The sequence below is a fragment of the candidate division KSB1 bacterium genome (assembly GCA_034506255.1).
Lineage (GTDB): Bacteria > Zhuqueibacterota > Zhuqueibacteria > Zhuqueibacterales > Zhuqueibacteraceae > Coneutiohabitans > Coneutiohabitans thermophilus.
This window is the reverse complement of record JAPDPX010000003.1, coordinates 377,262-401,058: the sequence shown is the minus strand read 5'-3', so window position 1 is coordinate 401,058 and position 23,797 is coordinate 377,262. Positions and strand designations below refer to the sequence as shown.

The 23,797-nt window shown below is 58.1% G+C and carries 24 protein-coding genes; 8 read left to right on the top strand and 16 right to left on the bottom strand.

What is annotated here, in order from left to right; all coding sequences use genetic code 11:
- Nucleotides 1-433: 433 nt before the first annotated feature.
- The 4 genes from ONB52_07815 to ONB52_07800 form a co-directional block, all read right to left on the bottom strand.
- Nucleotides 434-1,210: an SDR family oxidoreductase gene (locus ONB52_07815; GenBank protein ID MDZ7416055.1), complete on the bottom strand. Its 777-nt coding sequence runs from the start codon at nt 1,208-1,210 to the stop codon at nt 434-436.
- Between the two features lie 118 nt (nt 1,211-1,328).
- On the bottom strand, nt 1,329-2,045 hold the full coding sequence (locus tag ONB52_07810) for a hypothetical protein (GenBank protein ID MDZ7416054.1): 717 nt from the start codon (nt 2,043-2,045) through the stop codon (nt 1,329-1,331).
- A gap of 84 nt (nt 2,046-2,129) precedes the next feature.
- Nucleotides 2,130-3,218 carry a hypothetical protein gene (locus ONB52_07805; protein ID MDZ7416053.1) on the bottom strand — a complete coding sequence of 363 codons (1,089 nt, stop codon included), beginning with the start codon at nt 3,216-3,218 and terminating at the stop codon, nt 2,130-2,132.
- Between the two features lie 532 nt (nt 3,219-3,750).
- Nucleotides 3,751-3,996, bottom strand: coding sequence for a hypothetical protein (locus ONB52_07800; protein ID MDZ7416052.1), 246 nt, complete (start codon nt 3,994-3,996; stop codon nt 3,751-3,753).
- A gap of 116 nt (nt 3,997-4,112) precedes the next feature.
- Between ONB52_07800 and ONB52_07795 the strand changes: the two genes are divergently transcribed.
- Entirely contained in the window at nt 4,113-4,304 is a 192-nt protein-coding gene (locus ONB52_07795; protein ID MDZ7416051.1) for a hypothetical protein, read from the top strand.
- Nucleotides 4,305-4,961: 657 nt separating this feature from the next.
- Here the strand turns inward: ONB52_07795 and ONB52_07790 are convergent.
- Nucleotides 4,962-5,747 carry a hypothetical protein gene (locus tag ONB52_07790; protein MDZ7416050.1) on the bottom strand — a complete coding sequence of 262 codons (786 nt, stop codon included), beginning with the start codon at nt 5,745-5,747 and terminating at the stop codon, nt 4,962-4,964.
- Between the two features lie 393 nt (nt 5,748-6,140).
- Here ONB52_07790 and ONB52_07785 point away from each other — a divergent pair, with 393 nt between their 5' ends.
- The 5 genes from ONB52_07785 to ONB52_07765 all read left to right on the top strand — a co-directional run bounded on the left by ONB52_07785 (nt 6,141) and on the right by ONB52_07765 (nt 10,716).
- Nucleotides 6,141-6,668 (top strand): MarR family transcriptional regulator, encoded by a 528-nt coding sequence (locus ONB52_07785; protein ID MDZ7416049.1) that lies wholly within the window; start codon nt 6,141-6,143, stop codon nt 6,666-6,668.
- The gene (gene arsM, locus ONB52_07780; GenBank protein ID MDZ7416048.1) at nt 6,661-8,019 is read left to right on the top strand and encodes an arsenite methyltransferase; all 1,359 of its coding nucleotides are present in this window, start codon (nt 6,661-6,663) and stop codon (nt 8,017-8,019) included. Before ONB52_07785 ends, arsM begins: the two co-directional genes overlap by 8 nt.
- Nucleotides 8,020-8,749: 730 nt before the next feature.
- Entirely contained in the window at nt 8,750-9,016 is a 267-nt protein-coding gene (locus tag ONB52_07775) for a hypothetical protein (GenBank protein ID MDZ7416047.1), read from the top strand.
- Between the two features lie 221 nt (nt 9,017-9,237).
- Nucleotides 9,238-9,750 (top strand): zinc ribbon domain-containing protein, encoded by a 513-nt coding sequence (locus ONB52_07770; protein ID MDZ7416046.1) that lies wholly within the window; start codon nt 9,238-9,240, stop codon nt 9,748-9,750.
- A gap of 3 nt (nt 9,751-9,753) precedes the next feature.
- On the top strand, nt 9,754-10,716 hold the full coding sequence (locus ONB52_07765) for a prolipoprotein diacylglyceryl transferase (GenBank protein MDZ7416045.1): 963 nt from the start codon (nt 9,754-9,756) through the stop codon (nt 10,714-10,716).
- 45 nt (nt 10,717-10,761) lie between these two features.
- On the opposite strand, the gene ONB52_07760 is transcribed toward ONB52_07765, so the two are convergent.
- From ONB52_07760 to ONB52_07730, 7 genes are all read right to left on the bottom strand, one after another.
- Nucleotides 10,762-11,562 (bottom strand): alpha/beta fold hydrolase, encoded by an 801-nt coding sequence (locus tag ONB52_07760; protein MDZ7416044.1) that lies wholly within the window; start codon nt 11,560-11,562, stop codon nt 10,762-10,764.
- Between the two features lie 81 nt (nt 11,563-11,643).
- On the bottom strand, nt 11,644-12,096 hold the full coding sequence (locus ONB52_07755) for a hypothetical protein (protein MDZ7416043.1): 453 nt from the start codon (nt 12,094-12,096) through the stop codon (nt 11,644-11,646).
- Nucleotides 12,097-12,116: 20 nt separating this feature from the next.
- The gene (locus ONB52_07750; protein ID MDZ7416042.1) at nt 12,117-12,779 is read right to left on the bottom strand and encodes a phosphoribosylanthranilate isomerase; all 663 of its coding nucleotides are present in this window, start codon (nt 12,777-12,779) and stop codon (nt 12,117-12,119) included.
- A 935-nt stretch (nt 12,780-13,714) separates the two neighbouring features.
- Complete coding sequence (locus ONB52_07745; protein ID MDZ7416041.1) at nt 13,715-14,950, bottom strand: hypothetical protein; 1,236 nt, start codon at nt 14,948-14,950, stop codon at nt 13,715-13,717.
- 57 nt (nt 14,951-15,007) lie between these two features.
- Nucleotides 15,008-16,144, bottom strand: a complete 1,137-nt coding sequence (locus ONB52_07740) for a hypothetical protein (GenBank protein ID MDZ7416040.1) — start codon at nt 16,142-16,144, stop codon at nt 15,008-15,010.
- 208 nt (nt 16,145-16,352) lie between these two features.
- The gene (locus ONB52_07735) at nt 16,353-17,114 is read right to left on the bottom strand and encodes a hypothetical protein (GenBank protein MDZ7416039.1); all 762 of its coding nucleotides are present in this window, start codon (nt 17,112-17,114) and stop codon (nt 16,353-16,355) included.
- A gap of 12 nt (nt 17,115-17,126) precedes the next feature.
- Nucleotides 17,127-18,140, bottom strand: coding sequence for a c-type cytochrome (locus ONB52_07730; GenBank protein ID MDZ7416038.1), 1,014 nt, complete (start codon nt 18,138-18,140; stop codon nt 17,127-17,129).
- 388 nt (nt 18,141-18,528) lie between these two features.
- On the opposite strand from ONB52_07730, the gene ONB52_07725 reads away from it, so the two are divergent.
- Nucleotides 18,529-18,846, top strand: a complete 318-nt coding sequence (locus ONB52_07725; GenBank protein ID MDZ7416037.1) for a hypothetical protein — start codon at nt 18,529-18,531, stop codon at nt 18,844-18,846.
- Between the two features lie 194 nt (nt 18,847-19,040).
- Here ONB52_07725 and ONB52_07720 read toward each other — a convergent pair whose 3' ends face one another.
- The 4 genes from ONB52_07720 to ONB52_07705 form a co-directional block, all read right to left on the bottom strand.
- The gene (locus tag ONB52_07720) at nt 19,041-19,919 is read right to left on the bottom strand and encodes a hypothetical protein (GenBank protein ID MDZ7416036.1); all 879 of its coding nucleotides are present in this window, start codon (nt 19,917-19,919) and stop codon (nt 19,041-19,043) included.
- Nucleotides 19,920-19,927: 8 nt separating this feature from the next.
- A complete protein-coding gene (locus tag ONB52_07715; protein ID MDZ7416035.1) occupies nt 19,928-21,439 on the bottom strand; it encodes an MFS transporter in 1,512 nt (503 codons plus the stop codon).
- Between the two features lies 1 nt (nt 21,440).
- Nucleotides 21,441-22,523, bottom strand: coding sequence for a flippase-like domain-containing protein (locus tag ONB52_07710; protein MDZ7416034.1), 1,083 nt, complete (start codon nt 22,521-22,523; stop codon nt 21,441-21,443).
- 120 nt (nt 22,524-22,643) lie between these two features.
- Nucleotides 22,644-23,027, bottom strand: coding sequence for a heavy-metal-associated domain-containing protein (locus ONB52_07705; GenBank protein MDZ7416033.1), 384 nt, complete (start codon nt 23,025-23,027; stop codon nt 22,644-22,646).
- A 233-nt stretch (nt 23,028-23,260) separates the two neighbouring features.
- Between ONB52_07705 and ONB52_07700 the strand changes: the two genes are divergently transcribed.
- On the top strand, nt 23,261-23,683 hold the full coding sequence (locus ONB52_07700) for a hypothetical protein (GenBank protein ID MDZ7416032.1): 423 nt from the start codon (nt 23,261-23,263) through the stop codon (nt 23,681-23,683).
- Nucleotides 23,684-23,797: the final 114 nt, after the last annotated feature.

Here is a 23,797-nt window from a genome sequence, read left to right as displayed (position 1 = left end):
CAAACTACCCTCCCGCCAGGAGTCTTTCTGCAGCAATGGCCAAACAACGAGCCTGAGCAGCACAAAAATCACAGCGGCCACCAGGTTTCCCCTCGTGCTCTTGGTGGGTTGCGTGGTTCAAAAATCTTCGCGACGACCGTTCCATCCCCTTTTTGATCTGCCACGGCTTGGCCGTGACATTCCTGCAGAAAGCCTCCGCAGGATCGCAAGCTGAAGCCACGATCAAACCGTGGCGGAGTGGTTATTCTTTGCGAAAACCCAGCGGCCTCTCGTCCTTGCGTGTTTTGGCTTTTGAATTTTATCACTTCGAAAAAGTTGGCAGCATCGGACAAGACGTCTGCGCCACATTTTCACGCTTGGGGGTGCCGGCTTGTGTGACAATTCCGTCTGAAGACCGGCCGGAGTGATTTGTACGAATCAAAGCAGCGAAACACTAGATCAGTGAGCGGGATTGGCAGCCATCAACATTCAGGCAGGCGCCGGTGATCAGGCTGGCGCGCTCGGAGGCGAGAAACGCCACGACATTGGCGACTTCCTCCACCGTGCCAAATCGGCCCAGGGGCAATTCCCGTTTGACAAATTCCGCCATGCCCTGCGGGTCCTGCTGACAGCGCTTGTCCCAACTGCCACCGGGAAAGCGAATCGAGCCGGGTGCCACGCTGTTGACGCGAATCTTGTGGGGCGCCAACTCCACCGCCATGATCTTGGCCAGACTGATCACGGCGGACTTGGTGGTGTTGTAGATCGACAGGCCCCGGCCGCCGGATTCGCGGCCGAAAATCGAGGCAATAAAAATGATGACGCCACCGCCCTGCCGGCGCATGTGCGGCACCACCGCCCGACTGAGACGCACCTGGGCCATGAGATTCAATTCGATGATGTCCTGCCAATCCTGCTCGGTGGTGGATTCGAATTCGCCGCGGCGGTTGCCGCCAACGTTGTTGATCAGAATGTCCAGGCGGCCGAACTGTTCGAGGGTTTGCTCAACCAGTGGGGTGATCTGATCGGCGCGCGACAAGTCCAGGGCGAGGGGCAAAACCCTGACCTGGTGGGCGCGCATTTCCGCCGCCGCTTGCTCCAAAGCCGCGGCCTGGCGGGCGCAAATGCTGAGGTGGCATCCCTCGCGGGCGAGCGCCAGCGCAATGCCCCGGCCGAGGCCGCGGCTGGCGCCGGTGACAATTGCCACTTTGTGCTGCAAGCCCAGATCCATGGTCATCTTTTCCTGAAATGCGACAGCCGATTGTGCTGTCGCGCAATCGGCTGTCACGAGGATCGTGTCGACGGATTCGAAATCATGACGGACGAGGTTGACGGTCTAGCCGCTTATCTTAGAAAACCAAACCTGCCGTCACGCCGACAAAAGACGTGCTTTCATCCTTGGTGAACAGGATGTTGAACAGACCCTGCACGACGAGGTTGAACGAGGATCCTGCGGGCATCTCAAAACCGGCCCCGACACCCACACCGAACACCTGCTCGTCATTGTCTTCCTGAGCCAGCTCTTCAAATTGCTTGTCGTCGAAGGAGAACACCGTCAATTGGCCGGTTAAATCATCATAGGAGACCGGCAGATTGGTGGCCTTGTAGTCATTGTTGATGACATTGAAGCTGCCCTGCCCCAGCAAAAAGAATTGGGTGGCGGCTTCCGGCGCCGTCAAATAGGGCCGCACACCGGCGCCAAGACGCAACAGCGTTGACCTGATTTCGGCGCTCGGCCGCGGGCTGATATTGAAGCCGGCATCAAGCCATTCTTGTGGAGTCAAACCGGTCAGCTCCTTGCTCAGCGCATCGGTGAACTTGGCATTGTCCGTGGAGAAGAATTCATAACCGGCATTGAAGGTGACACCCAAACGCGGGGAGGGAAAAATCACATATTGGGCATTGCCGCTCAACCCGACCTTGGCGTAGTCTTTGAAGTCGTCGGGGCTCATGGGAAACGCAGCGCCGCCGTAAAATTCAATCTGGCTGCGGCGATTTTGTGCCCCAACCATGCTTACGGCTCCTGCCGCCAGCAGCACGAACAGAATCAGCTTCAAAATTTTCATGGATGTGAGTCTCCTCTTGTGTAATACCTTGTGCACAACCAGTTCAGCCGGCAACAGTCCGGACTGACACGCCGGGTTGCTGTTTTATTTGGTCACAACCCGATCACTGATTTTCACGCTCCCGGCCTTCGGTTTGGTGATGATCGCGACGGAATATGCTTCAAAAACATCGGTGAGCTGCGCTTCACAGAGTTCGTCGATGGTTTTGCCGATGACCTCGTTGGTCACGGGATGGACGATGGGTGCACCTTCGCGATAGATGTGGCATTTCATGCCTTTGCGCACGCCCTGATTGCGGCCGAGGTCGAGCGTCAGCCGTTCCGGTTCGACTTTGATGACATAGCCGGTCACCAGCGGCAGATCCTGCCTCATCTTCTGGGCGGCTTCCTGAATCATCTGGGTGAGGGCCTGCAGGTTAAGGGTGTTGGCGAAGGCGTCCTGCGCGGTGATGATGGCTGCGGTTTCGGTGTCAATCAGGCGGGCATCAATGCTGGCGGCATTGCCGGTGCGCGCGATGCTGCCGCACACCACGGCATCGACGCCGATGCCCTTGCCGATTTGTGCCGCAGTGGAAACATCGATCACGCCGGTCATCCCAAGCTGCTGCTCCGCCAGGATTTTCTCCAGTTGCGCGCGTTCGATGACTTTGAAACGGTGCAAATTGAAAAAGACGGTGGTGATTTTGTCGAGCAGATCGATCTCGCCCAGCTCGCTGCCGATGCCCTTGGTTTCAAACGGGAGGATGGCAATGCTCAAGCGATCCCCCACGATGGCAGCGGCCGGTTCGGCGGGCGGCACGCTCCTGGCCGTGGGTTTGGTGGGGGCGGGTGGTGCCGGGGTTGATACCGTCGTCTGTGGAGCTGGACCCTGCCTGATTTTGTCGAGGTATTCCTGCGCACGCGCCGAGGGCGACTGGCTGAGAGAGAGCTCCAGATATTGGCGTGCCCGCTGGAGGTCGCCGAGGTGATAGTAACAGATCCCCAATTCCCGATTGGGGTAATACTGAATGAATACCGTGCCGTAGGCGCGAATCTTGTTGGTGTCCCTGCTTTTTTGTGCCAGCGCGGCCGCGAAGTGGGAAGCAGCGCTGCTCCAATCCCCCCGCTCAACTGCCTGCCTGCCATTTTCATAGGACTTGTACCAGGCTTCATCGGCCGCTGCCAGGGATGCCATGCTCAGACAGAGGAGAAGGGAGATAGGAAGCTTGAGGATCCTACCGGGGTGACGGAGCAGCATGGGTGAGATCAGACCTCCTGCAGTGAAGCACAACACGGGCCTGCTGTCGCAAATCGTTGCCACCGCCTTCGCGGGCGACACCGCAGCAATACAACGCGCTCAGCCATTGGCGCTACATGTTTGGTGTGGACAAGCGAGAGACGCGACCAACAGCGATGCTGATCCTGCAGCAGCGCACGTACCGCCATAGGTGGCCGTGAAATGCATTGCGTGAAAGGCATCAATGGTGATTGCCAGGACAAGTATGGAGATGAGAGCCGGTGCGCCGCCCAGCCAAACAGGCACCGGTTGACATGACAATTCGTTTGGCCGGCGAAAACACAGCCACTACAGCGGCCGCAACCTAAAGAACTTTGGCTAAAAAGTCAAGCTGTTGTTCGACGGGCTCTGGAATTTTACTGGTGTTGCAAGCGGGAAAGGCTCGAAACACCGGTAGTCGCATGCAGTTCCCGGCGGCAGACGACCGGCTTCAACTGGGCTCTTTTACAGCCAGACTGCTTTCATTGGCGGGGTGTGATTCAAGCGAATTGGGGGAAGCCACAAAAGGCTCGGGCGTGTAATTGGGTCTGAGATGCAGGACGACGATGAGCGAGGCAGCGAGAAGTGCAATGGTGAGATAACCGATGACTTCCATGACGTTGGGATCCCCGGCAAAAGAGCGGATGAGGCTGGCGACGCAGAGGATTGCCAATACAATGTCCACGGGCCGCTTCATAGGGTGTTCCTCCAGCAGAGTGTGTGGGCCACCATCATGGCCGACCCTTTCTCACGGTGGGAATTGGGAGTGATGCGAGACAGCGGTGCAGTGCATTGGCTTTGCCGGCGTCGATAATGCAAATTAACCGCCAGAAAGTCAAGCAAAAATTCCCGCGCTACGAATTCGAGCTTGACAATCTGCACCGCCCGCGCTACATTTCGTCGTCTTTCCATCGCGCGACATCCATTGCCCATTACTATATTTTATACGCTGCGCCCCGCGCCACACTGCGCTTCAGCGGCCGCCTGCCCATGCACGGCACCTGAAGCGCCTGGCGTCGCTGGCAATCTGTTGTGAAAGAGATTGTCTCTGAGGGTGACTTTCATGGATGAAGAATAGGATGCTTCCCGGCCACGGGCACTCCTGTGCACCACCGCTGTGAAGCCCGCCCCTCCCGCAGAAACCGTGTTTGCGACCAACAAACCTCACACCAAAAAACACCCTGCCTGGCTGTTAAAATTCGGCAACAAAAAGGCGATCCTCCCGCGACAGGCGCAGACCGGATCGCCGATGGCAAGTGGGGCAAGGATGCCGGGGAAGCTCCGCCTCCCAAACGATCAACAGTTCTATGATAGATCTGCCCACGAAAATAATCTATCATCATTCCGTGGGATTTCACTTTCAGGGGACAAAACCCAAGATCTCTGGCGTTCATCCGAAATCGGGAACAAGTGTGAAAACGTTCCGGCAGCAACCTGCTTGGTAACTTGATTATCCCGGCTTTGCCCCCCGGCGCAACGACCACTGGAAATTTCCCGGACAAACACCACTCAGGCGGCAGCGGCCTTTATTCCTCAAACATATTCTCGACCTTGTTTTGATCCGAAATTCCTGCTTCGCTCTTACTTTCGTCTTACTTGTATCGCAATGCCGGGGCATCTGCGGAAGCGTGTGCACTATTTTATCCGCGCCGGCGCTCCTGTTCAGCGTTCCTGCCACTCTAGGGAATAGCGCATACCCGGCTCCGGCTTGATTTCCACCCGGTATTCATTGTCGTCGGGATCGATGCCGATGGGCAGCCCCTTTTGCACCACCCAGTCGGCATCGTAGTGGATGAGATAAACATCGCGCGAAGCCTGGTTGTCGGGAAACCGCAGGCGAAAGAGCAAAGAGCTGCAGCCGGCCACGTGGCCATAAGAAACACAATGATACGGTTCGGATTCACCACTGCGATCGGGCAGCTCGTAACTGAGCTGTACGGTCTTTTTTTCGCCGGCCTTGAGTGTTTCTTTGAAGCGGACTTCGTAGCGGTGCCAGCTTTTCTGCACTTTGGGGCCGGTGATCTTGATCAGGGCATCATCCGTCGCCTCCAGCGTCACCTTCACGTTTTCCGATCCCGACCAGCGGAATTTGAAGCGATAACGTTCGGTGCGTTTGAGCGCCTTGAATTCGTAACGCCGTTTCACCAGGCGACGGTCCGGGTAAACCGCCACGCTGACTTCATCGCGGTCGATCCACAACGTGGGATTGACGAACGTTTGCATGCGGTCCTGCAGGCGGGTGCGCATGAGAAACGCCACACCAAAAGCCAGGATCGCCACGCCCAGCGCAATGATTGCCCATTGGTTGACGCCGCTGACATACGCCACCAAAATGGCGATCACCGCGCTGATGAAGGGCAGCAACTGGATGATCCCCAAAATCAACTGCAGTGTCTTCTGGCCGACCTCGATCCATCCAAACCATTTGTTCTCGCGCGGGTCGTTCATCTTCGCTTTCTCCCTGGTTGCAGTAAGACGTGCGCTTGCTCGTGCCGAAAAGCGAGCTTGACAACGCCGGCTTTTTTGCGGGCCGCCGCGCAGATGACTGCTCCTGCAGGCGGACAATTTTCTGATACTGACCTCCCGGCAGAGAGATGCTCATCGCCCGGTAAACGCGCTAACAGGCCATTTATTCCATTTTCGTGTGAACAAAAGTGTTCCAAGTAAAACAAAAAAATAACAACTGTATAGGTCGCCAAAAACTTTATGGCAAATATAAAGAAACTTAAAAAAACACTCTAAACAATTTTCCCCTGAAAAAAAGCCTTGCCCGTGAAGCAGCGATTTTTATATTTGTTGTAAATTACAACTATTGTAAATGACAATTTTGATCAGCGTATTATGAACCCTGATGCCGTCATCACTCAACAAGTCGAGCGCCTGCAACGACTGACCAAAGAGTTGCTGCGCAAGTATCAAATGCGTGACCGCAACGAAATCGCCTGCTGTGGCGTGACTGTGTCCCAGTGCTACGCCGTGGATGCTCTCGGCGAAAACGGTGAAATGACCATGGTGCAACTCGCGAAATATCTTTTCCTCGACAAAAGCACCTGCACGCGCGTGATCGATCCGTTGGTGCAGCGCGGGCTGGTCGAGCGACAGAGCAGCAGGCGTGACCGCCGCGAGATCATCGTCCGTTTGACCGCTGCCGGCTCCGGGCTCCAGCGTCGCATTCGTGCAGAATTGCACAACAGCCAGCGCCAGATTCTGGCGCGCCTGCCCGTGGATAAACGCGAACAAGTCCTGGAAAGTTTGGAACTCCTCTCTCTCGCCGTGCACGACTGGCTGGCCACCTGTTGCTGCCCGGAGAAGGTCACAAAACCACAAAACCTGAAACGACTCAACCTGGAAGGAAGAACCCATGCCTGAAACAACGACCACCCGCAAGCTGACGCTGGCGCCGACAGGCGGCGGATGCTGCGGCAGCGCGCCGGCCCAGCGCGAGCCGGCAGAAACCGACGTCAAAGCACTGGTGAAGGATTACTATGCCAGGGCCGTCAGTGGCCGGCACAGCGGCTGCTGCAGCAACAGTGCCGCAGGCGCTCTCACGATTCCCCGTCTGGCCGGTTACCGCCAAGACGTGTTCGCCACCGTGCCGGCCGATGCCGCTGAAAAGAGTTTCGGTTGTGGCGATCCACTCGCCTTTGCTAAAGTGCAGTCCGGCGAAATCGTGCTCGACATCGGCTCGGGCGCCGGCATTGATTGCTTCATTGCCGCGCAAAAAGTGGGGCCCGCCGGCAAAGTCATCGGTCTCGACATGACGCCAGCCATGCTGGAGGCTGCGCGCCGCAACGCCGCACAGGGCGGGTACACCAACGTGGAATTTCGCCGGGGGGAAGCCGAGAACATGCCAGTGGCTGACAACAGCGTCGACTGGGTCATCTCCAATTGCGTCATCAATCTCTCCCCGGACAAGCCCAGAGTCTTCTCCGAAATTCAACGGGTGCTCAAACCCGGCGGCCGCATCGCCATCAGCGATATCGTGGCGGAAGCCCTGCCCGACTTCATCAGAAACGACAAGGAATCCTATTGCGGCTGCGTGGGCGGGGCTGTTCCCACGGCGGATTATCTGCGCTTGCTCACCCAGGCGGGGTTGACGGAGGTGCGTGTCGACACACGCCTGGACTATGATGAAGCCATGATTCGCGGCCTGGTGCTCGGCGATGATCAGCTCAACGCACGATATGGCGCGCTCATCGCCGCCCGGCCCGAACTGTTGCAGCAGGTCAAAATTGCCAGCGTGAAAGTCGTTGGTCGCAAGCCACTGCCGCATGAGCAGCCGGCAGTCGATTTGCGGACTGCCACGACCGCAGATTATGACGCGATTGCCGGGCTGCTGGCAGTGACCGGCTTGCCGGACGGCGGCTTGCGGGAAGCACTGACGCATGCCATCGTGGCCGAGCATTATGGTCATCTCATCGGCGTGTTTGCGCTGGAGCGTTACGGCAGCGACGGTTTGTTGCGCTCTTTTGCCGTGGCACCGGCCTGGCGCGGCAAAGGGATCGGGAAAATGCTCTGGCAGAAGCTGCTCACCCAGGCGCAAGAGGCGGGCGTCAGGGATTTCTATCTGCTGACCACAACCATTGCCGGCCTGGCTGCGCGTGCGGGTTTCGAGGTCATCCCACGAGATGATGTGCCGGCGGCGGTGCGCCGCTCTTCCGAATTCGGACTGAACCAATGTGCCACCGCCACCTGCATGCGCCTGCGCACCGCGGCCTGACTGGATTGTCCATGCGAACAAGCCGTCTGCGGTCAGAAAATTTCATGACTGTTTGGCCGCTTGCAGAAATCCACCGCCCGGGTGCCTTTGATTCGAATCAACTTTGCTTGTTGGGTTCCTTCTTCGCTCAGCTTTCAAAAGGCTCCCGGCACCCGGGAGGTTTTCGAGTGATCAAATTTCTGCGAAACTGCCATGCCGTCGATTTTTCCCGGATCGTATCCAGATTGATCCCTCCGCGAGAAGCGCCCATTTGACCGCCACGCCCAACCACCCGATGGGTGGTGCATGAAAAATTTTGCAGGCAAACGCGCTGTTACAGCCAGTGGGGCTGCACTTCACACAAGCCATTTCTTCCGGACAACAGCAAAACGGCATACAACATTCAGCCAGCACAAGAGTGATGCAGCCATGCGTATCAGGATCAAACACAAACAACCCGCCCACGAAAGCAGAAATCCCACGGAAAAAGCCATTTCGTGAGAGGCCATTTTCATCGGAGAGAAGCCGTGCTGCCTTCGGCAAACGGGCGAATTTCCAAATCAGGGCCGCTCGACATTCGAAAAAAGTCTTGCCTGACTTCGAATGGAATAACTGTCGGCGCTTTGTGAATACGCCATTTCTTCCGAGCAACGGCAAGCCGGCATGCAAAATTCAGGTCATAACAAGACAGAGATTCAATTCTCGATGTCGAGATCAACCCCCAAAAGCCTCCCGCGAAAGCACAACTCCCATGGAAAATGCCACGAAAGCAGAACTCCCACGAAAAAAGCCGTTTTCGTGGGAATCCATTATCGTGGGGGGTGAATGTGACACCTTCGGCGAACAGGCGAATTTCGCAGTCATCGTTGCGGCATTTTCGCGCCCATCATTTTTTCGGATCAGACAAGCCATTTGCGGCATCGTCTGGCGCCGGGCATTCACCAAGCCCTCGGGGGCATGCCGGCCGCCGGAGCGTGGCTTGCATTTGTTCTCTGAATTTGCTATGCTGAGCGGGTAATTTGTACAGCAGCACCCCGAAAAATGACCACGACCGCGAAAATCTTTGAAACTAAAGACGCGAGGGCAACGGGCCATGAGAGGAAGAGAAAGAAGGAACCTTTTTGGCTTTCTGATGACTTGGCACCCTAGCGACTGCGCGTGGTATCAATTGCTTGCTGCCAAAGGCTGCATTGGGAGTGCCATACTGCAACGATAAATGCCAGAGGTCTGAAGCCTGCCATGAAATGCTCGTCTTGCGGCCATCGTGTGATCCGGCGTGCCAGGTATTGCGATGCCTGTGGCGCCCCTCTCTTCCCCCGCTCAAAATCTGCCGCGGTCGCGCCGGCCAATTCACGCTCCCGGTTTTTCGGCGCGGTTTTGTTGTCCGCGGGCATCGCCGTCGGCGCGCTGTTGATGTACTTTGCCACCCGGCCGACATCATCGAAGCAGGTGCACGGGAATTTTGATCCCAGTCTGCGCGGCGAGGTACTGGCCGCGCAATATCCGCTGGTCTACGAAGTCGCCTCTCAATTTCTCTGCCCCTGCGGGTCCTGCAACGACGGGCTGGAAGTCTGCGATTGTGACATGAAAAATGGCGCGTTTCAGGTGCGCCGGGAAATCCATCAACTCCTGCAGGTGCATGAAGTGCCGCATGTGATCGAGTTGCTTGCCACGCGCTACGGCCATCGCAAAACCGGCGCGTCTTCACCCGCCTCCCTGTGGCAAAAGCCCGGCGCTTCCCTCCTCCACTAGCCTATGTATCCGGATCTCTTCAGCCTCGGCCCGGTTGCCATTCACAGCTTCGGCGTGATGGCGATGCTCGGCTTTCTCACGGGCACGCTGCTCATGCGCAGCGAATTCCGCCGTCTCGGTCTTGATCCCGACCTCGCTGTCACGATTTCCACCGTGGCGCTGATCGGTGGCTTTGTGGGCGCGCGCCTCTACTACATGATCGAGCACTGGCATGAATTCGCCACTCCCCTTGGCGATGTCTTTTGGCGCGGTGGCTTGAACTGGCATGGTGGCCTGCTCGGCGTGACGCTGCCGTGGCTCTGGCGGCTGGCGGCAAGCAAGACAAAAAAAAGCACGGCGCCGTTGTGCAACAGACAAACAGCGATCTTCTCGCTGCTTCTGGCCTATCTCGGCGCACGACTGCCGGTCGTGGTTCACTATTGGCGCAATGTGGCTGAGTCCTTTGCGACCGTTTTCAACGGCGCGGGGCTGGTGTGGTATGGCGGTTTGTTCGGCGGTGCCGCCGCAGTGATGTGGACCATCCGCCATTACAACATGCCGTTTTGGACAACGGTGGATGTGGTGGCCGTGCAACTGCTCGTCGGCCAGAGCTTCGGTCGCATGGGGTGCTTTCTGTCCGGCGACGGCGATTACGGCCCGCCTGCGGACGTGCCCTGGGCCATGGCATTTCCGCAGGGCGTGGTGCCCACCACTGAACGCGTGCATCCCACGCCGCTTTATGACATTGTCCTGCTGTTGACGGCCTTCGCCATCATCTGGAAAGTCCGGCGCAAGGGCTTCATGCCGGGCACCTTGTCGGGTCTCTACCTGATTGCCGCGGGCGGCGAACGTTTCCTCACGGAATTTTGGCGGCGCACCCCCAAAATCGCCTTCGGCTGGATGACGCTCGCACAAATAATCAGTCTGGCGATGATCCTCGCCGGTGTGGTTTTGATTTGTCTCAGGCGCGAACCGCGGAAAGTCTGACCGGCGGAAGCGCTTGCCCCTGTTCACGCCGCGCAACATTCGCCCTCATGGCGCAACACGACGAAAAGCCGCCAGACCGTGATCCAGGAAGCGCGCAACTGCGCTGACGAATGCCGGCCGGGCATCGAAATGAATCCAATGGCCGGCACCGGGAATCATGAGCAAGTGACTGTTGGGGAAATGGGAGAGCAGGAGGGATTCATCGTGATCGAGATGATACTGGGAGTCGCCACCGCCCAGAAAAAGGGTTTCGCCGGTGAAGCGCGCAGTGGGGGCAGCAGTATAGGAAGCCATTTCCCGCTGAAAGGCGCGCAGTGTCGCAAGATTGACCCGCCACACGAACGTGTTGTCCGCGCTGCGCACGAGATTGGTCAACACGAATTGGCGGATGACCGGATTGGGGAGGTGTGGCGTCAGCAGGGCATCGACTTGCTGGCGCGCAGTCAGGCCTTCCAGCTTTATGCTTGACAATGCCTCCAAAATGGCGGCCGCCTGGCTGTGATAGGGCCGCGGCGCAATATCTTCAACAATCAATCCCTGCAGGCGCCCGGGGTGGTGAAAAGCAAATTCCATCGCTGCCACCCCGCCCATCGAATGCCCCAAAAGATAAGCCTGCTGCAATCCCTGCTGATCAAAAAACTCCCCGAGGTCATCCCGCAGTGCGGCAAAGCTGTGATCGGGGTGATGCGGCGACTCACCGTGATTGCGCTGATCAACCACCAGGATCCGGTGCTTTTCACCGAGCTCTTTGGCCACGCGCTGCCAATTCTGCGCGGAACCGAGCAGGCCGTGAAGAATGACCAGCGTCTTTTCGCCACGGCCATACTCACGAAAGGCAAGTTTCATCGCTGACTTTCCCGGTGTGGAACTGGACGCCCCCCATAATCGTGGCGGCAAGAAAACCGGCTCACTGGGGTGACAGGGCGCTCAAAAAGTGACGCCCCCGCCGATCACCAACTCGCTTTCGGCAAACAGCAACAGTTTGACGAACGCGAACGGCAATGTTTTGCCGCGGCCAAACTCGGCTCCGAAGATGCCGTTCAGGCCGATGTCGGTGTCATTGAAATCGCGATAGGAACGGTGGCTGATGCCCAGACCGCCGCCGGCATGCCAATACGGGCTCCGGCGCGTGCGAAAGCGATGATGGAAATCACCATTGATCGTGAACAACGAGCCGCGTTCCACCAGAACCAGTTCAAGATTGGGCACGGCGTGCCAGCGCGGCGCCACCGGGTGGGTGAGCTGCGCACCCACGAACAACGCGTCATGATCGAGATAAAATCCTCCGCGCAAACCAAAACGAGTCTGAGCTTGTGGGGCGCTGGCTGGAAAAACCATGGCGATCAGGAGCAGCAAACCGCAGGCAGAGGGGAACTTCATGGTTGCATCACAAAATGGCATCAGATGAGTGAAAGAAATCCCCTGGGCAAACGACTGTCACTGTAGTCGAGCTTGCGGACCGCGGTGAAGAACTGCCGCAGCTTGGCCGGATCTTTCACGCCCGCACGGCTTTCCACCGCGCTGGAAAGATCGATGGCATCGGGCTGGGCCACACGAACCGCTGCCGCGACGTTGTCTGCCGAAAGACCACCCGCCAGCACGGTGAATTTGCTTTCCCGCAGTTTGGCGCAAAACTCCCAATCGCTGCGGCCACTCACCCCACCCAGCTCGCCGGGCTTGCTGCCATCCACCAGAAAAGCCGCGGCGGGAAAGTTGCGCAATTCACCGGCGGACACAACCGCGGCCGCGCGCATGTTCTTGATCACCGGCAGCGGCGAGTGCCGGCAGAGATACGGGCTTTCGTCACCGTGCAGTTGGATGTGGGTCAGCCCGGCAACTTCCGCGGTGAAGTGCAGCGTCTCCGGATCCGGATTGACGAACACCCCCACCCGCGCGACACTGCTGGGCAATTGCCGGCCGATATGATGCGCCGTTTCCGCATCCGTGCAGCGCGAGCTTTTGGGATAGAAGACGAACCCGATGGCGGCGGCTCCCAGCTCGACCGCGAGCAGGGCATCTTCCATCCGGGTGATCCCACAGATTTTTACGGGAAGCATGGTCATGATACTCCTCATCATGGTTGCACAACCAACCAGCACAGCGTCTTCTATACCGGCAATCGCGGCCGTCTGCGAGAAAGCATTTTCATCTGTGCCGGAAAAACACCACCGTGCCATGGAAGTGTGCTTTTGATTCCCCTGCGAGGACGCTCCGCCTGGCCTCCCCTGTTCCCAACAAAACCGCACAACTTTCTGCGGCAGTCATCGTGAGCCCGGCTTGAAGGTGGCTGTTTGCTCCTGGGGCAACCCAATCCCCGCCCGCCACTGCCGGTCATCACCCGGTTAAACAATGTTACTACCCAAAGAATATATTGTCAACCACCTCCCTCGCGTTTTTAAAGTTGCGGCAGCCGAGTGACATGCCCCGCTGCTGCCACACCAGCGGCACGACGCTTCTTGATGAGTGTCCGGCCCAAATCACCGACTTTGCAACGCCTGCCCGCACAACAGCTCGGCCGTTGTCACAAAATCCCCGGAATCCCCCAATTGGTACCAGAATTTTGCACCCAGATTGGCCTGCTTCGCGAGAAACGCCGCTTGGATCGCGACGGCCAACCACCCAAGAGGTGGTGCATAAAAAATTTTGCGGGCCAACGTGCTGTCAACTCCGGCAGGAGTGAACTGTTTTGAGTGAAGCGGCGTATCGCATTTCCCAAAACTCAGTCAGGAGTAACCTGCTTGGCCCGGCTCAAAAAACCGGGTTAGAACATGAGAAATTCTAGACGCCACTCCTGACGGAGTTCTGTGAACACACCATTTCTTCCGGGCAACAGCAAGCCAACATGCAAAATTCAGGTGATACTACCCGGAATTTTACAGCCGCTGTTTTTTTGAGCCGGAGTGCAAAGCTTCCGCTTTGCACTCCGAAACTCAAATTCCAAACTTGACGAGTATGGAAACCCCTGCGCGATTGGGGTTGAAAAGATATTGGGGCAGCACTAATTGTTCTTGGCACCGGCATGGACCCATTCGCCGATCAAATCGACAGCGCGAACAGGAAGCCCGGTGACGGGATGAGTGATCAGAGGTCCGTCGCGATTGGATTCATCGAGCAGGAAAGGCCATGCGGGGGGTGGCATGCGGTTGTCTCGGAGACGATGGCGCAATTCGCTCTTGTTCCAATTGAAGTCGCCTGCAAACGGCGCGCTCTCGCCCAGGATGGATTCGCCCGGGGGCTCGCCAATAGGATCAGCGCCTTTACGAATACCCTGGTAGGTGGTCAGGTCCATCTCATGCGCCGAATGCACGGAGTTGGCAAAGTGACACCCGCCGCAGGCTTGTGCTCCCGGGAACCAGATGTCGTGCTGGGTGAAAAGCGGGAGCACGTCGGTTTCAAAGTCCAGCGTATTGACCCCGAAATAAGTGAATGTTGCGGTGTCGGGCGCGCCAGCGTTCACCCACGCTGCGATCAGGCTCAAAGCGTTCGGAACGTTGTCTTCGTTGTCCCAACTGGTGTAGCGATGAGGTTTGATCACCCGGGCATGACCGTTGACAAATTCCAGATCGGGGCCGTTGCGATTGGCTTCGTCCCGCTGAAAATTCCAACCGGGCATCTGGGGCATGCGGTTGTCGCGCAGGCGTGCCCGCAGCTTGCTTTTTTCCCAGTTGAAATCCCCGGCACCGGGTCTGCTTTCACCCAACAGGGACTCGCCCGGCGGATCCCCCGCGGAATCCGCGCCTTTCATGAGCCCCTCCCAGCTATTCAAATCCATCTGATGCGCGGATTCATCATTGATGGCAAAATGACACGAGGTGCAGGCTTCCGAGCCGGGATACCAGGCATTGGGCGACGTGAAGAGCGGCAGAATATGCTGGCTGAAGCTGATTTCCGTGGCCAGCGCCCTGGTCACCGTGACGCTGGCAAAGGCGGAAGCCTTGCTCTTGTCTCCCTTGACTGTGATAAAGGCCAATCCCTCGCTGACGCCGGTCACCTGGCCATTGTTCACCGCGGCAACGTTTTCGTCGGTGGTGGCCCAGGTGTAGGTTTCCTGGCGGTCCGAGGTCGTTGCTTTCAGTGCCACCGTATCCCCCACTTTGACTTTGAGCGTTGCGGGCTCGAGCGTAATGAAAGGCGCGCTCGTGCCCTCCGGGCCTTGTGGCCCCTCGGGTCCCTCACAAGCCAGCCAGAAAACCAGCACGGTGATCGCGCCACATAACCAGACTGCTTTTTTCATAACCGCATTCCTCCGTAATTGGGTCAGCCAAACTGCCGTGCAGTACGCCGCGGGCGTTTAGAAAAAGGCGTGAATTTCCAGAATCAACTGATCTTCCCGCTCGCGCGGCTTCTGCGGCACGCTCTCCGCGAAGCGGTAGAGTCCGCGAAACTGGAGAAACTGGGTGAGAAACGCTTCCAGGCCGACGGTGAGGCGGTTGCGCTCGTCCTCCTTCAGTTTTCTGCGGGGATCATAAAAGTCATAGGCGGTTTTGAGATTGATTCCCTGTGTCAGCAGGAAATCCAATTCCGCAAAGGCGGCGAGTTGATCGCCGAATTTCTCACGGTTCTTCTCCTGACCTTTGACCCGCTCTTCAATGATGTCCGCCTCGCCCAGCAGGGTAAAGCGGCCGACATTGAGTCCGGCGAAACCACCGTAGGTATAAGTGAGCGTCTGCGCCACGCGATTCCTCGAAAACGAGCCGCCGACGCGCAGGTGCCGCAACACCACCGAACCCACGGCGGAGAACTGTTTATCCAAATTGACCTCCGCACCACCCTGGGTGCCGTTGCTGCCGGCGACACTCAGGGAGAAGGGGCCGGGCTCGAAGCCAATCTCCGCACCCAAATCCTGATTGTCATAGTTGAAGCCGGTTTTCTGCCGGATGAAAGAATCATCATCCAACAGACGCAAGCCGTAGGGCAACAACAAGCGCCCGGCTTTCAGGTAGGCGTTCAACGGTAGATTTTTGACCAGGACGAACGATTCCCGGTTGCTGGCACTGCCGGGCGTGATCGTTTCGTCCAGGTAAATACTCAACAAATCCTTGATGACCTCCATTTGCAGATAGAGATTGCCTTCGGTGATGTCCAGGGAATTGTCGCGCTGGTAAGACCGCCGCGGCCGGTCGACGCCGAAGGTGGTCTGGTTGACCACGCGCAGATTCATCCCGAAGGAAATCTGATCATTGACGTGGCCGTTGAAAAAGGATTTTTGCGACTGGGTTCGAACTTGCTTCCAGGGCAAAAAAGTCTGGGTGTAGATCACCCCAAACTCCGTGCGCTTGCCACCGCCGCTCATATTGACATGGCATTGGCTGCACTTGAAGCCCGTGCGCACCGCCAGATAGGGCTCGGCGAACGCGGTTGTGCATGCCCAAAGCCAGGTCAGGAGCATGAGGGGGATACCGGCAGGCGAGAGAGTTTTTTTTTGCATTTTGCTGCTCCCGATTGAACCATCTGCTTTGCACGAGTCCAGCCAACCCCCGGTCATGGTGCCGGCACTTTGCTTGAAGCACCTGACGCGGCGGTCAACCCGCATTATGAACACGGCGTTGCGGGGTTCACCGAACTCGCACCCAACGCCTTCCTCATAGTTGAGGGGCTGCCGTTGCCTCGATCCTCCCTGCACTTCCTCGCCCCTTTCATTCCTTTAGTGCCCCGCCCGCAATCCACCGCCGAATGACCCGAATCTGTTCACGCGGCAGGGGCGGCCGGTCCAAAGGCATGCGCTTGTCCGCGATGTCCGGGCCCCCCTCGAGCTTTCTCACGAGGTAGCTGTTGTCCGGGTCGAACGGTTTCACGCGCAAATACTCGGGTTTCTCGACGCTCGGCACATTCACCAGGCTTTTATAGGCATCGTCTGCTTCCAATTTCAACCCTTTCGGGGCTTTCGCGCCGGAATGACATTCCACACAGATGGGGCTGAAGACGAAGCGCTGGATGTTTGCCAGCGTCGGCTCGAAAGGCAAAACTTCCTCTGTGATATTCAGGGTGATCGCAAGATTGAAAACCGGGGTTTCCTCGTCATTGCTGGAAACCCTGATGCCTCCGAAAAAGGTGCCGGCATTCAGACTGGTTTGACCGATGGCTACCGGCAACAACACCGAATCCCCGGCGGCCAGTTTGATCGCAGCGGCCAGCGGCTCGACGCGTATCCACGCCGCTTCTGCTTCGATCTGCGTAATGGTCAAGTCAAAACCGCCGACATTTTTGATGGTCAGCTCAAGGTTGGCGACTTTGCCCTTGTCCACGGAGATGTTGATGGGGCTGGGACTGATCAGTATTTTGGGAGGGCCGAGCGGATTGCCAAAACGATCCAAGGTGCTGCCATCCCCGGCGCACGAGACCATCGCAACCGCAATGGCACAAGCGAGGGCGACAGCGGGAAAATTCAGCAGTTTCATGGTGCACCCACCTCAGCGAGTTTGGTCCGTGTTTTCCAGGAAGAGGGTGTGAAAAAGGCCCTTCTTGCGCGAGAGCGACTTGACGAAATGTACCAACGCCCAACGCCGCTTGTTCGCCAGCGCCTCGCGATCCGCTTCCGACATCGCTTCCAGCTCCGTGGCGCTCGGCAGTGTTTTCATGTAACCGGCCAGCTCGTTGATTTCTTCCTGAGAATAGTATTTCTGATAGCGGGAGAAATCATCCACACCCTCTCTGGGATAAAGGAAGTCATCGTGATAGGAGGGCATCGGGGTGCCGTTCAACCCCGTGTTGAACGTTTTGTAGACATCGGCGTTTTCGCTGCCGGCCTTGTAGCTGCCAATGGTAAAATCGAACGGCTTGATGCGATGGCCCCAATCATCCTTGAGGGTTGACGCCGAGGGTCCATCGCCACGCCCCTTCTGCCCATGGCAAGCCCAGCACTCCATGATCTTGAAGATTTGCCTGCCTTCAAATATGCTCTCTTGCGTGGCCTGGGGTTCGGCGGGTATGGTGAGGGGCTCACCCGCTCCCCATTTTTCAAATTTGTCGGAAAAGGTTTTGAGGTAGGCAATGACATCCCAACGTTCCCGCTCGGTCAGCAGGCCTCTCCACGCGGGCATGGCAGTGCGGGGAATTCCCGCGGAGATGGATTTGAAGAGATCGTCATCAGTGGGCAGATTACCTGTCGGGGTGGAGCGGAACTTGAACGAACCCCGGGTAAAATCCCGGGGACGGGGATCCAAGGCTCTCGCAGCCGGCCCATTGCCATCCCCATTCGCGCCGTGACACGCCTCACAGGCACGCCGGTAGACGGCCTCCCCTCGCGCCACTGCCGCAGCCGCTTCCGCCAGCTTTCTGGCCTCCGTCTTTATATCCCGCTCTTCGCCATCTTCACCGGCAGCCATCCCTCCGTCATTCGGTGGCGGATCGGAATTGGTGGCTGGCTGTGCGAACAGCAATTGGGCACAAAACAAGCCCCACATCCACAACAGCCGGTATCGCATAAATGTTTCCTCCTCTTTGATATATAAATTAAAAATTACTCGCCGGGACTGTCGAATGGTCTGTTCCCTTGAAAAGCAAATCCCTGCGATGGCATCCTTGCAGAATGACATGCCGGGACAGGGCTGGTACAATCAAAGCAACAGTGCACTCGCTCAGAATGAATCAGAATCAGAAAAAAACAAAGACAAAGACAGAGGAAATTTACGGGGTACCTGTGCAGAGCTAAAAAAGCCACCTCACTGCCTCTCAAGGGGACGTGTCACATCGAAGAGCGCTTCGATTCAACAAGAGACAGCGGAACGGCAGTGTTTTCGGACAGATAATTTACTGGAAATTGGTTGAACAAATCCGGCAATTTTTATTGCGTTGATGGTGATTGCATGAGGTATGAACCTGCCGCAAACCGTTTTGAGAGCCGATCGTGCCCATTACCGGGGTTCCATGCGGCCGCGTGACCCTTTGAAGCACGGGTCGTTGACCCGTGAGCTGCGGGCAAAATTCATCAGGCTGATTGAGCGATCGTGCCAACGGCCACATATTGGAGTCGCGCAATATTTTTGCCATTGCAGCGAACAAGGCATTTATGGCAACTTGTGTGATCCTTTTGCGGCAACAGCCGGGCTTGATCAGCGGCTTGGTTCCTGGAATGTCAAGGCCGGCAATTCGATCCTGGATTATTGCAGAGTGTTCAAAGTTGAAAGTTGAAAATCGCAAGAACGATTCCCGACCCGTCTTGCCGGGACCAACGACAACGGCGGGGGGTGCCGTTTTTTGTCAAAGCAATACTTGAAAAGGGATGTAGAATATAAAAATGACATACAATAAGTCAAGCCCTGATTTACAGAGATCATATTTTTTTGCATGCTGGATCATCAAGGCAATGAGCCGCACGGCCGCCATCACAGGGCGAGCAACTCGCACAACAGCGGGGCGATGGCCTCGATACGCAGCGTGGCGGGCAGGGGAAACGCGGGGGGGACGTGCCAAAAGATGGTGGGCACGAGATTCAGGGTGTGTGTTTTCACGGAGAGATCTTCGAAGTTGCCATGATCGCTGGTGAGCGCGACAATCGTTTCGGCGGGATCGATGGTGGCGAGCACCGTCTCCAGCAGCACGTCCAGATGTTCGACCACCCGCCGGGCCTCTTCGAAGTCGCGGCTGTGGCCCACCACATCGGTCAGGAAGAATTCAAACAGGGTGAAATCATTTTGCTGGGCGAGAGTGGCGAGAATGCGCGCGCTTTCGGCGGGCGTGCGCAGCGGCACGTGAGCACCCAGCTCGCGCAGGAATTGGTTGGTGAGATCGTGCGACACAGCGCGGCCGGCGCACAGGTCCTCCTGGCTCAGCCAGGGAAAACCACCGGCGAGCAATGCCCGCGTGCTGGCGGAGATATGCTCGCCCCGGCGCTCGAAGTATTCGTGTGAAAGGGCATTGGCAAACACGCCGCGCCTGCCCTGCGCGGCCACCGTTTTGAAGAGACTCGCTTCGTCCAGCAGGCGGCGCAGGGTTGGTGTGGGCAGCCCGGAAACGTGGTGGCCCACTGCGGCGGCGGCATTGCGGCCGGTAAACAGTGCGGTCTGCCCGGTGGCGCTTTGCGGCAGGCCGGCTATGCCCATATCGACATGCGTGGGCACGACGATGCCACCGCCGGGCAGCCGCGTTGCGGGCTCATCGGTAAAGATTTGCAGCCAGCGCGAGGCATAGCGCGCCAGTGGATTTTTTTGCGGGTCGCGCTCGCCGAGGCCGAGGCCATCGATGAAAAGGAGCAGAACTCGCATGATGCCGATCAGCGAACAGTTGCCGGGAGGGTCTTGCTGTCTGTGTACGGCCGTTGCGTCGAAACGCGCAAGCTCACGAAGAAGGCCGCCAGCGTCAGCACCGCACAAGCAGCGAACACAGCGTGCAGGCCCGCCGCCAGGCCGAGCTGCAAATGTGCATATGCTTGCGGCGGAAGCTGGGCGCGCGTTTCCGGCAACAACAGGGTGCGAATCTCCGCCAGCCCGTCATTGACGCCACCGGCCGTCGTGTCACCAAGCAACGCCGCCACGCGGCCGGCCAGAATCGCGCCCAGAATGCTGACCCCGAGCGCGCCGCCGAGCGCACGCGCGAAAATCGTTGACGAGGTGGCGGCGCCGAGATGTTCCGATGGCGCACTGTTCTGCACCGCCACGGTGACGACATTGGTGGCCAACCCCATGCCGATCCCGATCAAACAACCGACCGCAGCGATCCCGGCCAACGCGGGCATGTGGGTGGTGAAGTTCAGGTAGCCGAAGCCGATGAGCATGAGCACCGCACCCAGCACGGCCACCGGCCGGTAACCCAGCCGGTTCAAAAAGTGCGCGGAGAGGAAACTCCCGCCGCCCCAGCCAATGCTGAGCGGAATCAGCACCAATCCCGCCTGCGTGGCAGTGCCCGACAACACGCCCTGCACAAACAGCGGAGCAAAGACTATGAAGCCGAAAGTACAGACACTGGTGAGGAACGTGGTGAGATTGGCGGCCGCTATCTCGCGCTGGCGCAACAAGGCGAGTGGCAGGATGGGTGCGGCTGCACGCCGTTCTATGTGCAGAAGCACGAGCAGCAGCAACACCAGCAGCGCGCCAACCAACAGCAACGCCAGGCGGGAGAAAACCTGCAGGTTGTTCGACACCACCATCACGCCTGCCACCACGGTGGTGAGCAGGGCGGCGCCGGCATAATCGATGGTAGTCTGCTTGCCTGCGAGGGCGGGTTCGCGCAAAAAACGATGGACGAAGACCATCGCCAGGATGCCAACCGGCAGATTGAGATAAAAAGCCCAGCGCCAGGAAAGATGCTGCACCACGTAGCCGCCGAGTGGCGGGCCGATCATGCTGGCGATCGCCCACAATGAACTGATGATGCCCTGAATCCGGCCGCGTTCATGTGGGGCATAGAGCACGGCGACCAGGCTCAGGGAAATGGCGAACATGGTGCCGCCGGCCAGACCCTGCAGGGCGCGGCCGACAATGAGCCAAATCATGCCGGGCGCCGCGCCGCACAGCATCGAAGTCACCAAAAAAGCGAAGAGGCTCGCGAGATACATCCGCTTGCGGTTGAATTGATCGGAGAGCTTGCCGGCGATGGGGGTGGCGATGGTGCTGGCAATCATGTAGACCGAAAACACGCTGCTATACAAGTGCAACCCGCCAAGTGCGGCGACCACGGTGGGCATGGCCGTACTGACGATGGTGGTGTCCAGCGCCGCCAGCAGCACCTGCAAAAAGATGGCAAGTGTGACCAGCACAACAGGGCGGGATTGATCGGCAAAAAACATGTCACGTTCGGGTTACATTCTCTTCGAACTGCGGCTGGCGATCCGCATTGTGGGTTGCCGGCTGGCAGGGCGGCATGGCGTTGTCGGGAGCGACGGGATCGAGTGGGGTCCGGGCAACCGCTTCGTGCAGATGCAAATGCTGGCGATAGTAGTAGTAAAAGCCCAGCAGCGTAATCGGAATGAAATTCACCACGTGGGAGACCACGGCGAACCCGAGCGACTCACTGGCGGAGACCCCAAAGAGCACCAGCGCCTGCTGGCAGACCCAGTGAAACGAACCGACGTAGCCGGGGGCGGCCGGTACCATGATCGCAATACTGGTCATCACCAAAATCACCAGACTGGCACCGGGCGGCATTTGATATTGGCGGTTAAGATCGAAAGCCTCGAGCGTCACGAACACGATCGCGGCATAACACAGCCAAATGGCGAGCGACTGCCACACCACCGACCAATAATGCTCTGTTCGTTTGAACACGCCAAAACCCTCGAGAAACGAGGCGAGCAGCCCGCGCACGGCCGCCTGCACCTTCACTGGGAAAAAGCGCATGAGCCGGGTGACGAAAGCGAGCGTCTTTTCGGTGCGCTCCATCAGGAAAACAATGAACACGGTGCAAACCACCGTGACGGCGAGCAGCAGCGCGCCACCGCGTTCGATCCAGGCGGGATAATCGTGAAACAACAGCGAGACCCCCAGCAGCAGCAGCAGGGAAATGACATCCACGATGCGCTCGACAAAGATGGTTGCGAAGGAGGCCATGCGCGACACGCCCGCGGACTTGCCGATCGCGTAGGCCCGCAACACCTCCCCCAGGCGAAAAGGGAAGACATTGTTGCCATAGTAGCCGATCATCATCGCTGCGAACAACTGCCTGACCGCCACCGTCCTGATCGGCTTCATGAAATAGCCCCAGCGCACGGCGCGCAAACACAAACTGACATACATCAGCAGCACGGTCGGCGCCAACAGCCAATAGTTGGCCTGTCGCAGCGTGCGCCACATCACCGCAAAATCGATTCCACGAAAAGCGAGACAGGTGAAGAGCACGCTGATCAGCAGGCTGGCCACGAGTTTCAGTCGCATGGTCAAAAAGATAACCGCGGCATCCATTCAAAACGAAGCCCCGCCACTTCATCCCCGCTGCCAACAGCACAGCGTTCTTTCGAGGCGGGGCTCCAATTCATCAACAACTTGTGTCACGCATCAGGTACTGGAGGGCCTGGCTTTGGCGGTGCAGCATCCGCCACTGGCCTCCTTGCCCTCGCTTTCACAGCCGGCCGGCGGCGTCCCGGCACCGGCAGTCCCGATCTGATAACCCAGCTTCGTAATCGCCGCCGCGATCGCGGCTTCCGAAATCACTGCCGCGTCGAATTGCACGCTGGCTTGCCGTTTGGCGAGGCTCACTGCCACCGCCTTGACACCGTTGAGTTTCTCGAGCGCCTGCGTGATCTTCGCGGCGCAACCCTCACACGTCATGCCCGACACCGGAATCACCGCGCTCTGCACCACGCCCTGTTGCGGCAGCAGCAGAAAACCCGCGAATATCATGGCAGGAATGGCCACACCGGCAAAGATGAATTTTTTCACATTGACCTCCATTGCGTTCTTGTGGGGCTCAAAAGGTCGGCCAATATAAGCCCTGTCTGCTGGAATGTCAAGCAGGTTTTCGCTTGACATTCCCGGCCTGCCGCCCTATTTTGGCCGGCGCAACGGCCAGTCACTGACAACGCCTGGAGCGTAATTGCCTGCGGCGGCCCGGGCTTGTGGCGGTCATGTAGTGGGCAAAATCAAAAAACGCTGGTCGCAACGCCGAGGGAAAAATGCGAAAAAAAATGTGGCCCGTCTGGGCCGGCCTCGCGATACTGCTGGCTGCCTGCGGGCCGGGCAATGATCCCCGCGAGATTGCCGAGGCTTTCTGCTATCGCTATCTCATCGAACTCAACCAAACCCACGCGCTGGAAATTGCCAGCGGTCTGGCGGCCGACAAGCTGCGCCGCGAGATCGAATCACTCAAGGGTGGCGCGCGGGTCTTCGAGGAGGGCGAACAAGAGTTTCACCGCTTGAAGCCGTTCCTGGACTATGAAATGATGGCGCGCACCGATGATGATGCCCGGCACGTCTCGTTCGTTTTTCAAATCACCATCGAGCCGCGCCAGGGGAGCGGCAAGATGCAGCGCGACATTCTCATCAACACCACCCTCGCCGACGGCCGCTGGACGGTGAGCAACTATACATTCGAATAGCGGCCGGCTGCGCTGAATGGCGCCAACTCACACGGTCATCATCCCGCCCGCCGCAGGCCTGCCCGGCGACAGCGTGCCACAGCCCAGTCCTTTGCCGTCACGAAACAGCCTGGC